The 13,031-nt window shown below is 68.8% G+C and carries 17 protein-coding genes and 1 riboswitch; of the genes, 10 read left to right on the top strand and 7 right to left on the bottom strand.

All coding sequences use genetic code 11. From position 1 onward, the window contains the following. Positions 1 to 11 precede the first annotated feature (11 nt). Positions 12 to 1,028, bottom strand: coding sequence for a diiron oxygenase (locus MSZK_RS05850; RefSeq protein WP_099245763.1), 1,017 nt, complete (start codon positions 1,026 to 1,028; stop codon positions 12 to 14). Between the two features lie 155 nt (positions 1,029 to 1,183). Here MSZK_RS05850 and serC point away from each other — a divergent pair, with 155 nt between their 5' ends. Further along, entirely contained in the window at positions 1,184 to 2,299 is a 1,116-nt protein-coding gene (serC, locus tag MSZK_RS05845; protein ID WP_099245761.1) for a phosphoserine transaminase, read from the top strand. 67 nt (positions 2,300 to 2,366) lie between these two features. Continuing rightward, the gene (gene sepH / locus MSZK_RS05840; protein ID WP_099245759.1) at positions 2,367 to 3,167 is read left to right on the top strand and encodes a septation protein SepH; all 801 of its coding nucleotides are present in this window, start codon (positions 2,367 to 2,369) and stop codon (positions 3,165 to 3,167) included. Between the two features lie 13 nt (positions 3,168 to 3,180). Here sepH and MSZK_RS05835 read toward each other — a convergent pair whose 3' ends face one another. The 3 genes from MSZK_RS05835 to MSZK_RS05825 are packed head-to-tail and all read right to left on the bottom strand — an operon-like array spanning position 3,181 to position 4,770. Beyond that, positions 3,181 to 3,453: a DUF2537 domain-containing protein gene (locus MSZK_RS05835; RefSeq protein WP_099245757.1), complete on the bottom strand. Its 273-nt coding sequence runs from the start codon at positions 3,451 to 3,453 to the stop codon at positions 3,181 to 3,183. Positions 3,454 to 3,499: 46 nt separating this feature from the next. Beyond that, the gene (locus MSZK_RS05830) at positions 3,500 to 4,342 is read right to left on the bottom strand and encodes an RNA methyltransferase (RefSeq protein ID WP_233211129.1); all 843 of its coding nucleotides are present in this window, start codon (positions 4,340 to 4,342) and stop codon (positions 3,500 to 3,502) included. Next, complete coding sequence (locus tag MSZK_RS05825; protein ID WP_099245755.1) at positions 4,339 to 4,770, bottom strand: MarR family winged helix-turn-helix transcriptional regulator; 432 nt, start codon at positions 4,768 to 4,770, stop codon at positions 4,339 to 4,341. Before MSZK_RS05825 ends, MSZK_RS05830 begins: the two co-directional genes overlap by 4 nt. A 102-nt stretch (positions 4,771 to 4,872) precedes the next feature. On the opposite strand from MSZK_RS05825, the gene MSZK_RS05820 reads away from it, so the two are divergent. Further along, complete coding sequence (locus MSZK_RS05820) at positions 4,873 to 5,163, top strand: DUF2530 domain-containing protein (protein WP_099245753.1); 291 nt, start codon at positions 4,873 to 4,875, stop codon at positions 5,161 to 5,163. After that, the gene (locus MSZK_RS05815) at positions 5,163 to 5,615 is read left to right on the top strand and encodes an SRPBCC family protein (protein WP_099245751.1); all 453 of its coding nucleotides are present in this window, start codon (positions 5,163 to 5,165) and stop codon (positions 5,613 to 5,615) included. The genes MSZK_RS05820 and MSZK_RS05815 overlap by 1 nt, the downstream gene beginning before the upstream one ends. Here the strand turns inward: MSZK_RS05815 and MSZK_RS05810 are convergent. After that, positions 5,612 to 6,433 carry a DUF3027 domain-containing protein gene (locus MSZK_RS05810; protein WP_099245736.1) on the bottom strand — a complete coding sequence of 274 codons (822 nt, stop codon included), beginning with the start codon at positions 6,431 to 6,433 and terminating at the stop codon, positions 5,612 to 5,614. The two genes, MSZK_RS05815 and MSZK_RS05810, sit on opposite strands and share 4 nt — an antisense overlap. 69 nt (positions 6,434 to 6,502) lie before the next feature. Between MSZK_RS05810 and MSZK_RS05805 the strand changes: the two genes are divergently transcribed. Both MSZK_RS05805 and MSZK_RS05800 read left to right on the top strand, forming a co-directional pair. Next, positions 6,503 to 8,212 (top strand): MFS transporter, encoded by a 1,710-nt coding sequence (locus MSZK_RS05805; RefSeq protein WP_371411293.1) that lies wholly within the window; start codon positions 6,503 to 6,505, stop codon positions 8,210 to 8,212. After that, positions 8,209 to 8,700 (top strand): DUF2771 domain-containing protein, encoded by a 492-nt coding sequence (locus MSZK_RS05800; RefSeq protein WP_099245734.1) that lies wholly within the window; start codon positions 8,209 to 8,211, stop codon positions 8,698 to 8,700. The genes MSZK_RS05805 and MSZK_RS05800 overlap by 4 nt, the downstream gene beginning before the upstream one ends. Here MSZK_RS05800 and MSZK_RS05795 read toward each other — a convergent pair. Then, a complete protein-coding gene (locus MSZK_RS05795) occupies positions 8,697 to 9,704 on the bottom strand; it encodes a glutathione S-transferase family protein (RefSeq protein WP_099245732.1) in 1,008 nt (335 codons plus the stop codon). The genes MSZK_RS05800 and MSZK_RS05795 overlap by 4 nt on opposite strands. Positions 9,705 to 9,728: 24 nt before the next feature. Next, positions 9,729 to 10,139, bottom strand: coding sequence for a cold-shock protein (locus tag MSZK_RS05790; RefSeq protein WP_099245730.1), 411 nt, complete (start codon positions 10,137 to 10,139; stop codon positions 9,729 to 9,731). A 147-nt stretch (positions 10,140 to 10,286) separates the two neighbouring features. Here MSZK_RS05790 and MSZK_RS05785 point away from each other — a divergent pair, with 147 nt between their 5' ends. From MSZK_RS05785 to MSZK_RS32840, 4 genes are all read left to right on the top strand, one after another. Beyond that, positions 10,287 to 10,679 carry a YccF domain-containing protein gene (locus MSZK_RS05785; RefSeq protein ID WP_099245728.1) on the top strand — a complete coding sequence of 131 codons (393 nt, stop codon included), beginning with the start codon at positions 10,287 to 10,289 and terminating at the stop codon, positions 10,677 to 10,679. Next, the gene (gene moaA / locus MSZK_RS05780; protein WP_099245726.1) at positions 10,676 to 11,740 is read left to right on the top strand and encodes a GTP 3',8-cyclase MoaA; all 1,065 of its coding nucleotides are present in this window, start codon (positions 10,676 to 10,678) and stop codon (positions 11,738 to 11,740) included. Before MSZK_RS05785 ends, moaA begins: the two co-directional genes overlap by 4 nt. Beyond that, positions 11,733 to 12,002, top strand: coding sequence for a MoaD/ThiS family protein (locus MSZK_RS05775; protein WP_099245724.1), 270 nt, complete (start codon positions 11,733 to 11,735; stop codon positions 12,000 to 12,002). The genes moaA and MSZK_RS05775 overlap by 8 nt, the downstream gene beginning before the upstream one ends. Before the next feature lie 215 nt (positions 12,003 to 12,217). Beyond that, positions 12,218 to 12,435, top strand: a riboswitch (cyclic di-AMP (ydaO/yuaA leader). A 9-nt stretch (positions 12,436 to 12,444) separates the two neighbouring features. Then, positions 12,445 to 13,031: transglycosylase family protein (locus MSZK_RS32840; RefSeq protein ID WP_233211128.1), on the top strand; the 587-nt coding region annotated here is incomplete at its 3' end.

Here is a 13,031-nt window from a genome sequence, read left to right as displayed (position 1 = left end):
AGTCCTTCGGTTTACGCGACGGCGACCACGTGCTGGCGGGCAGGCTCGCTGCGGTAACGGCTCGGCGGACCGTCGATCTTGCAGAGCCGCCAGATCCGCTTTGCCAGCGGGTTCATCAGACCGGTGTCCTGGCACAGCATCCGGACGTCACCGAACATGTCGCGCAACATCTGCCGCGACTGTGGCGAGGCGAAGAAGATCTCCTTGCGCACCGAGCGCGGGATGTCGAATTCCGTCCAGAACGCCTTCGGCGGCACGATGATCGCCGAACACAGCACCCGCATCACCACCGGCACGAACAGCGACAGCCAGAACCGCTTACGCCGCGGCAGGTGCGGGACCCGCTTGCGCAGGTACTCGTGGGCAAACGAGATGTGGCGTGCTTCCTCGGCGACGTGGATCGCCATGACGCGCTCCATGATCGGGTGCAGCGTCTTGCCTTCACGCAGAACGTTCTTCTGGGTGTGGTCGATGGGCTCCTCGCCGGCGAGGATGCCGAACCAGAACGGGATCGGCAGCGGACCGGCCACCAGTGGGATCGCCGGCTGAACCCACTTCAGCAGCCGCGGCATGCCCGGCACATCGGCGCCGATGTGGTTCACCATCTCCTGAAACATCATGGTGTGGTTGCACTCTTCGACGGCCTCGTGCAGGCAGTAGCGGTATTCCGGCGAGCCGTTGGGCGTCCAGAACGCGTACTCCATCAGTCCGCGGATGAGGATCGACTCGAAGTGCAGGCCGACCTTGGCGACGTTGGACTGACGCCACATGCCGATCTCGATCTGCCGCTGCCGGGACTGTGCCTGATACCAGGGGTGCTGGCCGATCGGGTCGGTGGCCGGCAGAATCCAGCGCTCGTCGTCTGGGACCACAGCGAACTCGGGCGAGTCCCAGTCGATGTCGGTGTAGGGATTGAAGTTCCTGCGCACCGACCCTTCGGACAGCGTCATGAGCTTCTCGACATAGGCGGTGTCGTCGGTGACGTCCATGTTCCGACGCCAGCGCCTGATCATCCGGGTTCTCGCCATGACAGCCTCCTCAGAGAGGTTTACATTGGGGCGGGTGTTGTCCAAACGGTACCGCAGGTATCGCATAACTGTCCATACCCGTTTTTCGGTTTGCTGAACACCTCGGGCCACCCCTGCGTTTCGGCGGCAACAGCGCCGGCTCCTAGGCTTGAGGCATGGCTGATGTGCTCACGATCCCCGCCGACCTCAAGCCCGCCGACGGCCGCTTCGGCTGCGGCCCCTCGAAGGTGCGCCCCGAGCAGCTCGACGCGCTGAGCGCAGCGGCCGCACTGTTCGGCACCTCGCACCGGCAGGCACCGGTGAAGAACCTGGTCGGACGGGTCCGCGACGGGCTGCGCGAGTTCTTCTCGCTGCCCGACGGTTACGAGGTGATCCTGGGCAACGGCGGCGCGACGGCCTTCTGGGACGCCGCCGCGTTCGGCTTGATCGAGAAGCGCTCGCTGCACCTCACCTACGGCGAGTTCTCCGCGAAGTTCGCCTCCGCCGCCACGGCCAACCCCTTCATCGACGACCCGATCGTGATCAAGGCCGACGCGGGCAGCGCACCCGAGCCGCAATCCGATCCGTCGGTCGACGTCATCGCCTGGGCGCACAACGAGACCTCCACCGGTGTCGCCGTCCCGGTGCGCCGACCCGCCGACTCCGGCGATGCCCTGATCGTCATCGACGCCACCTCAGGCGCGGGCGGACTGCCCGTCGACGTCAACGACGTCGATGCGTATTACTTCGCGCCCCAGAAGAACTTCGCCAGCGACGGCGGGCTGTGGCTGGCCGTCGTGTCGCCGGCGGCACTGGCGCGCATCGAGGCGATCGCGGCGTCCGGCCGGTGGGTGCCCGACTTCCTGTCGCTGCCGATCGCGGTGGACAACAGCCTGAAAAACCAGACGTACAACACCCCGGCGATCGGCACGCTGGTGCTGATGGCCGAGCAGATCGACTGGCTCAACGGCAACGGCGGGCTGGACTGGGCGGTCAAACGCACCGCCGACTCCTCGCAGCGGCTGTACTCCTGGGCCGAGGCCTCCTCGTACGCGACTCCGTTCGTCAGCGATCCGGCCCTGCGCTCGCAGGTGGTGGGCACCATCGATTTCGACGACGCGGTGGACGCCGCGGCCGTGGCCAAGGTGCTGCGGGCCAACGGCATCGTCGACACCGAGCCGTACCGCAAACTGGGCCGCAACCAGCTGCGGATCGCGATGTTCCCGGCAATCGAGCCCGACGACGTCTCCGCGCTCACCCAGTGTGTGGACTGGGTTGTCGAACGGCTCTAGACCTCCCGGCGTGTCCTAACCGTTATATTCCGCCGGCTGGGTTAAATTCCCGACGAAGGAGGTCGACATGCGAGAACTCAGGGTGATCGGACTCGATGTCGACGGAAGGCACATCATCTGCGAAGGTCCCGACCCGGCCGACAAGTTCACCCTGCAGGTCGACGACCGACTGCGCGCCGCCGTCCGCGGTGACCGGTCGCTGGGCCAGACCCTGAGGGACAAAGAGGTCAAAGGCGTGTTGCGGCCCAGAGATATTCAGGCCCGCATCCGTGCGGGTGCATCCGTCGAACAAGTCGCCGCGTCGTCCGGCATGGACGTCAGCAAGGTCGAGCGCTTCGCGCACCCGGTGCTACTGGAACGCTCCCGGGCGGCCGAGCTCGCCACCGCGGCGCATCCCGTCCTCGCCGATGGTCCGGCCGTGACCACACTGCTCGACGCGGTCACCACCGCGTTGGTGGCTCGCGGCCTCAACCCGGAAGCCACCGAGTGGGATGCCTGGCGTGCCGAGGACGGCCGCTGGGTGGTGCAGCTGGCATGGCAGGCCGGCTTGTCCGACAACGTCGCCCACTTCCGCTTCAGCCCGGGCGCTCACGGCGGCACGGTCGCCGCCCTCGACGATGCCGCCAGTGAGCTGATCGATCCGGGATTCGAGCGCCCGCAGCTGCGCCCGGTGGCCCCGGTCGCGCAGTTGGAGTTCGAGGAGCAGGCACCTGCCCCGCCGGTCCCGGTCGACGAGACACCGGCCACCGCCCCGGCCCCTGCTCAGACTCCGGCGCCCGCCCCGCGGGCCCGGCGCGCCAAGGCCAAGCCCACCGTCCCCGGCTGGGAAGACGTCTTGCTGGGCGTGCGCTCCAGCGGCGAGCGCTGATCCGGCCGCCCGGCTAGTGGGCGGCGACCAGCGCGAGTAGCGTCAGCCAGCCGCCGGCGACTCCCAGACCGGCCCCGAGGACGAACCAGCGTCGCACCGGGATTCGCCGCCAGCCCCACAAGGTGGGGGCCAAGCCGCCCACCGCGATCAGATTCAGTGTGATCGCGACCAGCGGATGCACCCGAATCATGCCGAGGCTGAGCACGACGATCGCGGCGCCGGTGACGACGGCGACAAAGGCCGCCACGGTCAACCCGGTCCCCCACGGCGTCGACTCGTCCACCATGCCGGCCCTCCTCGCGGGTCGCTTCGCTCCTGCCCTCCGAAAGAGCCTATCGAGTGCGCGCCCGCTCGTAGAACGCCAGCGCGGCAGCCGTGGCGACGTTGAGCGAATCGGTGCCCCGCGACATCGGAATCCGGACCCGAACGTCGCTGGCCCGCATCGCGGTCTCGGTCAGCCCTGGTCCCTCCGCACCGACCAGCACTGCGACCTTCTGCTCAGCAAGCCCGACCATCGCCTCGGCCAGCGTCTGCGCCGCCGGATCGGGTGTCATCGCCAGCAGCCGGAACCGGCGCTCGCGCAGGTCGCCGAGATCGCCCGGCCACTGGTGCGCTCGGGCGAAGGGCACCAGCAGCGCATGACCCATCGACACCCGCACCGCGCGGCGGTACAGCGGGTCCGCGCACCCGGTGCCGAACAGCACCGCGTCCACCCCGAGGCCCGCGGCGTTGCGGAAGATCGACCCCAGGTTCTCGTGGTCGTTGACCCCTTCCAGGACCGCGACCGTGCGGGCCCCCTCGAGGACCTCTGCCGGTGTCAGCTCGGCCGGGCGCCGGGCCGCGGCGAGCACACCCCGGTTGAGGTGAAAGCCGACCACGTCGGCCATCACCTCGGCGGAGGCGCGGTAGAACGGGGCTCTCACCCCGATCAGGTCGCCGGCCAGTTCGTCGAGCCGACGGCCGGTACCCAGGAACGCGTGCGGGGTGAACCGCGACGCGATCATGCGCTGGGCCACCAGCACACCCTCGGCGATCACCAGTCCCTTGCCGCTGGGCAGGTCCGGCCTGCGGTCGACGCTGTTGAGGTCGCGGAAGTCGTCGACGCGAGGATCCGCCGGGTCGGTGATGTCGATGACCTCAGGGCCGCCGGGCACGCCGAAGACGTTGTCGCTCACGCGTCTTCGTCGACGAGCACGGTCATCAGATCGGCGGCCCGCAACAGGATTCCGCGATCCTCCCGGTCGAGCGTCGCCAGCCTGCCACGCAACCACTCCTGGCTGGCTTCGCGCTCGCTGTCCACCAGCCGGGCGCCGGCCTCGGACACCGCAATCAGGATCTGGCGGCCGTCGGCGGGGTGGGACATCCGCACCACCAGCCCGAGGTCGACCAGCGAGGCGATCACCCGGGTCATCGTCGGCGGCCGGACCCGTTCCTTGACCGCCAGCACCCCCGGCGTCATCGCGCCGTCTTTGGCCAGGGTGGCCAGCGCCGACAACTGCGAAAGGGTGACCGGTGATTCGGGACGGCGGAAGCGCAACTGGCGGGCAAGCCGCATCACCGCCAGCGACAAATCGCTGGCCAGCCGCTGGTCACCGTCCAACACAAACGCAAAGACTACGACACGACCGGACCCGATCCACGCTGAACCCGCAACTGCGGCCGATGCCCGGCAGGCCGCCGAGGCCATCGGTTAGGTTGGACGACAATGCCTTCCGACCAGCCGTCCGAACCCGAGCCGCCGGCGCTGCCCGCCGCGCTGCTCGATCCGTGGCCCGTCATCGTCGCGGGCGCCGTGCTGTGGGCGTTGGTCACCGTGGCGGCATTCACCCTCACCGCGCTCGAGTCCTGGCGCCCGATCGCGATCGCCGGGCTCGGCACCGGGGTGGTCGGCACCTCTATCTTCCTGTGGCAACGCACCGCCGTACGACGCGGTGCGCGAGGCGCGCAGACCGGCCTCGAACCACGACAACCGAAGACAATCGACAAGGAGAAGTGATGGCAGCGCCGCTGTTACAAGCAGAGATCGAGATCAATGCCCCGGTCAGCCGGGTGTGGTCGCTGATCTCGGACCTGGGCAACATGCCCAAGTGGAGCCCGCAGTGCCGGCTGATGAAGCCGCTGGGCCAGGTGCGTCCGGGCACCCGCACCGTCAACCTCAACCGTCGCAACAACCTGTTCTGGCCGACGACGTCGACGATCACCGAGCTGATTCCCGAGCGCAAGCTGGCGTTCCGGGTCAACGCCAACAACACCGTGTGGAGCTACGAGCTCGAACCGACCGCCACCGGCACCCGGGTCGTCGAGTCCCGCCACGCCGAGAACGGCGTCAAGGCCGTCTCGTCGATGACGGTCAACGCCGTCATGGGTGGGGTGCCGAACTTCGAGAAAGAACTGGTCGAAGGGATGAACACGTCGCTGGCGCGGATCAAGGCCGCCGCCGAACGCTAGTCCTGCTCGGCGGTTTCGGGGCTCTCGACGACGGTGGTGACCTCCACGACCTCGAGCACACCGTCGTCGTACGGGTCGTACAACGGTGAGCCGCTGCCCGGCGGCGGCGGGGTGTCCGAATGCGCGCCGCAGCCGTACTCGAAGTCGACCACATGGGCGTCGGCGGACATCTCGTTGCAGCACACCCCGAACATCGCGCCGAGGGCACCAGCCAGCGGCACCATGAACCCGCAGTCGCGGCACACCCGCTTGGTGCCGCGGGCCATCGGCGCGCCGGGTCCGAACTCGCCGTCGTGCCACCGCTGCGCGGCGTCGTCGCGGCCGAGGGCGCTGAGCACCTGGCGGCGACCGAAACCGACCTCGTAGGCCACGTCGTCGATGGCGGGGTCGCCGGTGGCGGTATATCCCGGGGCCAGCCGCGGATCGTCCTTGGCGGGTGCGAGCAGATCACCCGGGCTCAGGTCACCGGGCTTGACGCGCTCCTCCCACGGCACCCACGCCGGGGCCAGCAGTGCCGTCGGGCCGGGCACCAGCACCACTTCACTGACCGTGGCGTGGTCCGCGCCGGGGCAGGCCGCCACCACGACCGCCCACTGCCAGCCCTGATATCCGGGCATGTTCGCCAGGAAGCGGTGGGTTGCCGCGGTCTCGTCCTCGAAGCCGACACCGAGGTACTCGCCCACGGTGTCGCCGCTGAACTCCACGATGGCCTGGCGTGCCTGGTCCACGGCGCCGCTCAGCACGGCGGCGACGGCGTCCGTCGGCGCGCCGGGCGGGGCCGGGGCGTAGGGGGCTGCGGAGTCGATCGAGCTGTCCATCGTCACCAATCTTGCCTCACGGGCTGCGTACGCAGCCACACCGGTCACGTGCGCGCCCCATCTGTCGGCATGGGGGACAATCGTGGCGTGTCTGGAAGCCCGCGTGACGAACCCCGCGCGAATCCGGCGTTCGGCCGCCGCTCCTCGGCCGGCTCCCCCGACGAACACCCCGGGATGGCCAACTACCCCAGCGACGGGGAGGGTTATCGCCGGCCGGGCGCCACCCGGCGGTCCAACCCGATGCCCAGTGCCAATCGATACCTGCCGCCGCTGGGTGACCAGGATCAGCGCACCGAGCACCTGTCGGCCCCGCCACCGGGAGCTCGCGGCGTCGGCGGCGCCGCCGGCGAGCGTGTGACGGTCACCCGCGCGGCGGCGATGCGTAGCCGCGAAATGGGCTCGCGGATGTATTCGATGGTGCACCGGGCCGCGACCGCCGACGGCGCCGACAAGTCCGGCCTGACCGCGCTGACCTGGCCGGTGGTCGCCAACTTCGCGGTGGACTCGGCGATGGCGGTGGCGCTGGCCAACACCTTGTTCTTCGCCGCTGCGACCGGGGAGAGCAAGGGCAAGGTCGCGCTGTATCTGCTCATCACGATCGCGCCGTTCGCGGTGATCGCCCCGCTGATCGGTCCCGCGTTGGACCGCGTCCAGCACGGCAGGCGCGCGGCGCTGGCGATGTCGTTCATCCTGCGCACCGCGCTGGGAATCGTGTTGATCATGAACTACGACGGCGCCACCGGCGGCTACCCGTCGTGGGTGCTCTACCCGTGTGCGCTGGGAATGATGGTGCTGTCCAAGTCGTTCAGCGTGCTGCGCAGCGCGGTCACCCCGCGGGTGATGCCGCCGACGATCGACCTGGTCCGGGTGAATTCGCGGCTGACGATGTTCGGGCTGATCGGCGGCACGATCGTCGGCGGCGGTATCGCCGCCGGCGCGGAGTATGTGCTGACCACGATCTTCCAGCTGCCGGGCGCGCTGTTCGTCGTCGTCTTCGTCTCGGTGGCGGGCGCGTCGTGGTCGATGCGGATCCCACGCTGGGTGGAGGTGACCGAAGGCGAGGTGCCGGCCACCTTGACCTATCACGGCGACACCGGCCCGCTGTGGCGCGCCGACCACGAACCGGCGAACAAGAAGGGTGCCCGTCGACAGCCGTTGGGCCGCAACATCATCACCTCGCTGTGGGGCAACTGCACGATCAAGGCGATGGTCGGGTTCCTGTTCCTGTATCCGGCGTTCGTGGCGAAGTCTCACGAGGGGAACAGCTGGGAGCAGTTGGCCATGCTCGGCCTGATCGGCGCGGCCGCCGGAATCGGGAACTTCGCAGGCAACTTCACCGCCGCCCGGATGAAGCTGGGCCGGCCGGCGATGCTGGTCGCGCGGGCCACGGTCGCGGTGACGGTGATGGCCCTGGTGGCCGCCGTCACCGGCAACCTGATCGTCGTTGCGGTGGCCGCACTGATCACCTCAGGATCGACGGCGATCGCCAAGGCCTCGCTGGACGCCTCGCTGCAGGACGACCTACCCGAGGAGTCGCGGGCGTCGGCGTTCGGCCGCTCGGAGTCGGTCCTGCAGCTGTCCTGGGTGCTCGGCGGTGCACTCGGAGTGCTGGTGTCGACCCAACTGTGGGTCGGTTTCACCGCTATTGCCGCGCTGCTGATCCTCGGTCTGGCCCAGACCATCGTCAGCTACCGCGGCGATTCCCTGATCCCCGGTTTCGGCGGCAATCGGCCGGTGCTGGCCGAGCCCGAAGGCGCGTCGGCGGTGACCAACCGGTGAGCCGCTCGATCCGCTGGCTCCTGGCGGTTCTCGTCGTCCTGGCGTCAGCCGGTGCGGGGATCGGCGCGTGGGCGCTGACCCGCGACACCGGCTCGCGGCTGCCCGAGATCAGTGCGTATTCGCACGGACATTCGGTACGCGTCGGGCCGTTCGTGTACTGCAACGTGACGAACCTCAACGACTGCCAGAACCCGCAGACCCAGGGCGAACTGTCGGTCGACGAGCGCTACCCCGTCCAGCTGTCGGTGCCGACGTCGATCGGCCGGGCGCCTTGGCGGCTACTGCGCGTCTACGAGGACGAACGCAACTCGACGACCACCCTCTTTCGGCCGAATACCGAACTGGCCGTGACCATTCCGACCGTGGATCCGCAACGCGGCAAGCTGACCGGAGTGGTGGTGCAGCTACTCACCCTGGTGCAGGATCAGAACGGCGAGTTGCGCGACGCTCCGCACGCGGAGTGGTCGGTGCGCCTGGTCTGGCCTTAGACCGCACCGTGACCGGCCGGCACTCGCTCGGCTTCGGGCGTCGGCCCCGGCGGAGTTCCGTCGCCGAACGGCCTGCCGCCCAGGGCTTCTCGCCCATGAGGTGTCAGCCAGTTGGCCAGTTCGGGGCCCTTCGGCACGATCCCGGTCGGATTGATGTCGGCGTGCACGATGTAGTAGTGCTGTTTGATTTGGACGAAGTCGGTGGTGTCGCCGAATCCCGGTGTCTGGAACAGGTCGCGGGCGTAGGCCCACAGCACCGGCATCTCGGCGAGTTTGGTCCGGTTGCACTTGAAGTGGCCGTGATACACCGGATCGAAGCGGGCCAGCGTGGTGAACAGCCGCACGTCGGCCTCGGTGATCGTGTCGCCGACCAGGTAGCGCCGGTCGGCCAGCCGCTCCGAAAGCCAGTCCAGCGCCGCGAACAACCGGTCGTAGGCGCTCTCGTACGACTCTTGTGAGCCGGCGAACCCGCACCGGTAGACGCCGTTGTTGACCTCGGTGTAGATCCGTCGGGCCACTTCGTCGATCTCGTCGCGCAGCGGCTCGGGATACAGCGCCGGAGCACCGGGCCGGTGATAGGCCGACCACTGGGTGGAGAAGTCCAGCGTCATCTGTGCGAAGTCGTTGGTGACGACCTGCCCGGTGGTGACGTCGACGATCGCCGGCACCGTGATGCCCTTGGGGTAGTCGGCGAACCGGGCGAAGTAGGCGTCCTGCAGTCGCGGGATCTTCAGCACCGGGTCCACGCCGCCGGGATCCAGATCGAAGGTCCAGCTGCGCTCGTCGTGCGTCGGCCCGCAGAACCCGATGGACAGCACGTCCTCCAGACCGAGCAGCCGGCGCACGATGATCGTGCGATTCGCCCACGGGCAGGCCCGCGCGACGATCAGCCGGTACCGGCCGGGCTCGACCGGATAGCCGTCGGCACCGTCAGCGGTGATCCGGGTGGTGATGTAGTTGGTATCGCGATTGAACTCGCCGCCGCCGGCGACATAGGCACCCACGGGTCCAGTGTTCCCGAGCGGCGGTTAGGCGTCGAGCTCCCGAGCGACTGCCTTGACGACCTCGGACACCCGCCGCGCAACCTTGCGATCCGGGTAGCGGCCCTTGCGCAGTTCGGGCTGCACCGCGCCTTCCAGCAAGGTGATCATGTCCTCGACCATGCCGTGCAGTTCGTCCGGGGTGTGCTTGCGCTCGACCGGCGCGGACTCGCGCCGCGTGCGGGTCAGGCTCGGCGGCGGGTCGATCAGCTTGACGCTCAACGCTTGCGGCCCGCGACGCCCGGAGGCGACACCGAACTCCACCTTCTGGCCGGCCTTGAGACCTTCGACCCCCTCGGGCAGCGCCGACGCGCGCACGTAGACGTCCTCGCCGTCCTCCTGGGACAGGAAGCCGAATCCCTTCTCGGCGTCGTACCACTTCACCTTGCCGGTCGGCACTGGTCTCACCTGCTTGTCTAACGGGTCCATGACAACATGACGAAGCGTCCCGCCGGTGCGAGACGCGTGTCGGTGATCCTACTCGGGAACACGTAGGGCCAGCACCCCTGTTTGGTTCGGTAGGCTGGGCAAACCGCTGGAGGAGACATGCGCCTGATCCTGAACGTCATCTGGTTGCTGTTCGGCGGGCTCTGGCTGGCCCTCGGCTATCTGCTGGCCGCGCTGATCTGCTTTGTCCTGATCGTCACCATTCCGTTCGGATTCGCCGCACTGCGGATCGCGAACTATGCCCTGTGGCCGTTCGGGCGAACCATCGTCGACAAGCCCGGTCCGCGACCGGGTGCCCTGGTGGGCAACGTGATCTGGGTGCTGCTGTTCGGGCTGTGGCTGGCGATCGGCCACGTGGTCAGTGCGGTGGCGATGGCGATCACCATCGTCGGAATCCCGTTGGCGCTGGCCAATCTCAAACTCATTCCGGTCTCGCTGGTGCCGCTGGGCAAGGAGATCGTGCCCACCGACCAGGCCTGGGCGGCGGCATGACGATGACCTCGCTCGGGCTGCCGGCGATCCGCCGCGACCCGCAGGAGCACCCGGCCGACATGCCGCGCAGCGGTCCACTCGTCGACACCTTCGGCCGGGTGGCCACCGACCTACGGGTGTCGCTGACAGATCGGTGCAATCTGCGCTGTACCTATTGCATGCCGGCCGAGGGCCTGGACTGGCTGCCCGGCGACGAACTCCTGACCCGCGACGAGCTGACCCGGCTGCTGACGCTGGCGGTGACCCGGCTGGGAATCGACAGCGTGCGCTTCACCGGCGGCGAGCCGCTGCTCTACCGAGGGCTCGAGGACGTCGTCGCGGCGGTGGCCGCGCTGCGGCCCCGCCCGGAGATCGCACTGACGACGAACGGGGTGGGGCTGGCGCGGCGGGCCCAGGGCCTGGCCGACGCCGGGCTGGATCGGGTCAACGTCTCGCTGGACAGCCTGGACGCCGAACATTTCGCCGCCATCACCCGGCGCGACCGGCTCACCGACGTCCTGGAGGGCCTGTCGGCGGCCGCCGCCGCGGGCCTGGGGCCGGTGAAGGTCAACGCGGTGCTGGACCCGGTCAGCGGCCTCACGGACGCCGTCGAACTGCTGGACTACTGCCTGCGCTTCGGCTACCAGCTGCGCATCATCGAACAGATGCCGCTCGACGCCGCACACCTGTGGAGCCGCGAGTCCAGCCTGGGCGCCGACGAGATTTTCGCCGAGTTGGCCGCGCACTTCGACCTGGTTGCCGATCCCGCTCCGCGGGGATCGGCGCCGGCTCAGCTGTGGCAGGTCAACGGCGGCCCGGCCACCGTGGGCATCATCGCGTCGGTATCGCACGCGTTCTGCTCGGCGTGCGACCGGACCCGCCTGACCGCCGACGGGCAGATTCGCAATTGTCTGTTCGCCGCCGATGAGACCGACCTGCGGGCGTTGTTGCGGGGCGGTGCCGACGACGACGCGCTGGAGGCGACCTGGCGTGCAGCGATGTGGCGCAAGGCGGCCGGACACGGCATCAACGACCCGGGTTTCGTGCAGCCGCAACGGCCGATGAGCGCGATCGGTGGCTGAGGTGAGTAACCCCGTGACCGTGACAGTGCGTTTCTTCGCCGCGGCCCGGGCCGCCGCGGGCGCCGAGTCCGATGAGGTGAGTGTGTCGCAAGGGGCCACAGTGGCCGATGTGGTGGACCAACTGTGTTGCCGCAGTGACGAATTGGCACGGGTGTTGCAGCGATGCTCGTATCTGTGCGACGGCATCGCGGTCCGCGATCAGGCCAGCGAACTGCGGTCGGGCCAGACCTTGGACGTGTTACCCCCGTTCGCCGGCGGATGATCGTGATTTACGTCACATCACGATCAGGTAACGAGATGGCCACGGCCCGGTTTACCGTCCGAATTACCTGGGGGAACGCCAATCTTTCGTGGGGCTTTAACCTTTTTTAAGGTTTGCCACTAGCAGAAACGCCCGAAATTGCAAAAGGTGACGGCACTCTCGGTTGCCGTTAGCGTCTCTGCCAGGCCCACCCCCTCAACCAGGGCAGGCCCTCTCCGCTCTTAGCGCTGAGCTCCATCCAAGGAGCGGAGAGACCAACGAGAACCATGGATGGAGGCGGGGGACCCACCGGTCCACCGAGTATCGGACCAGGAACCGCTCGCGGCTCCTTGGGGTGAAGCCGAGATCGTCTCCTCGGAGACGACGACGGCCGGGCGACCTCTCCAGCCCGAACCCGACAGCTGACCTCGCAGGCGCATTGAAGAGAGGAAATCATCGCCCTATGAGTGGACGGCATCGCAAGCCCACTTCATCGTCTGTCAGTGTCGCCAAGATCGCGGTCACGGGTGCGGTCATCGGAGGCGGCAGCGTCGCCTTCGCCGCCCAGGCCCAAGCGGCTCCCGATGCCGAGTGGGATCAGGTGGCCCGCTGCGAATCCGGCGGCAACTGGGCCATCAACACCGGTAACGGTTATCAGGGTGGCCTGCAGTTCTCCCCCGGCACTTGGGCCGCGCACGGCGGCGGCAAGTACGCCCCGGCCGCCAACATGGCCACCCGCGACCAGCAGATCGAGATCGCCGAACACGTCTTGGCCACTCAGGGCCGCGGCGCGTGGCCGGTGTGCGGTCGCGGCCTGTCGGGGGCGACCCCCCGCAACGTGATCAACGAGCCCGCGCCGGACGCCCCGGCGATCGAGCCCGCGTCCTTCGACGCGCCTGCGCCCGACGCTCCGGCTCCGGACGCCCCGGCCGACCTGCCGCCCGCTCCGGCCGACCTTCCCCCGGCACCGGCCGACCTGGCACCCGCACCGGCGGACCTGCCCCCGGCACCCGCCGACCTGCCGCCCGCTCCCGCCGAGCTGCCGCCCGC

Source organism: Mycobacterium sp. shizuoka-1, from assembly GCF_002723835.1.
Lineage (GTDB): Bacteria > Actinomycetota > Actinomycetes > Mycobacteriales > Mycobacteriaceae > Mycobacterium.
The sequence above is the reverse complement of the archived record's forward strand: the minus strand, read 5'-3'. Positions and strand labels throughout refer to the sequence as shown.

What these genes read in the sequence shown, in the direction of transcription:
- MSZK_RS05835 (WP_099245757.1), bottom strand. Translation starts at nt 3,453, where the DNA reads ATGGTGGACGAGTCGACGCCGTGGGGGACCGGGTTGACCGTGGCGGCC.
- moaA (WP_099245726.1), top strand. Translation starts at nt 10,676, where the DNA reads ATGACGATGACCTCGCTCGGGCTGCCGGCGATCCGCCGCGACCCGCAG.
- MSZK_RS05815 (WP_099245751.1), top strand. Translation starts at nt 5,163, where the DNA reads ATGGCAGCGCCGCTGTTACAAGCAGAGATCGAGATCAATGCCCCGGTC.
- serC (WP_099245761.1), top strand. Translation starts at nt 1,184, where the DNA reads ATGGCTGATGTGCTCACGATCCCCGCCGACCTCAAGCCCGCCGACGGC.
- MSZK_RS05820 (WP_099245753.1), top strand. Translation starts at nt 4,873, where the DNA reads ATGCCTTCCGACCAGCCGTCCGAACCCGAGCCGCCGGCGCTGCCCGCC.
- sepH (WP_099245759.1), top strand. Translation starts at nt 2,367, where the DNA reads ATGCGAGAACTCAGGGTGATCGGACTCGATGTCGACGGAAGGCACATC.
- MSZK_RS05850 (WP_099245763.1), bottom strand. Translation starts at nt 1,028, where the DNA reads ATGGCGAGAACCCGGATGATCAGGCGCTGGCGTCGGAACATGGACGTC.
- MSZK_RS05805 (WP_371411293.1), top strand. Translation starts at nt 6,503, where the DNA reads ATGGGGGACAATCGTGGCGTGTCTGGAAGCCCGCGTGACGAACCCCGC.
- MSZK_RS05785 (WP_099245728.1), top strand. Translation starts at nt 10,287, where the DNA reads ATGCGCCTGATCCTGAACGTCATCTGGTTGCTGTTCGGCGGGCTCTGG.
- MSZK_RS05810 (WP_099245736.1), bottom strand. Translation starts at nt 6,433, where the DNA reads ATGGACAGCTCGATCGACTCCGCAGCCCCCTACGCCCCGGCCCCGCCC.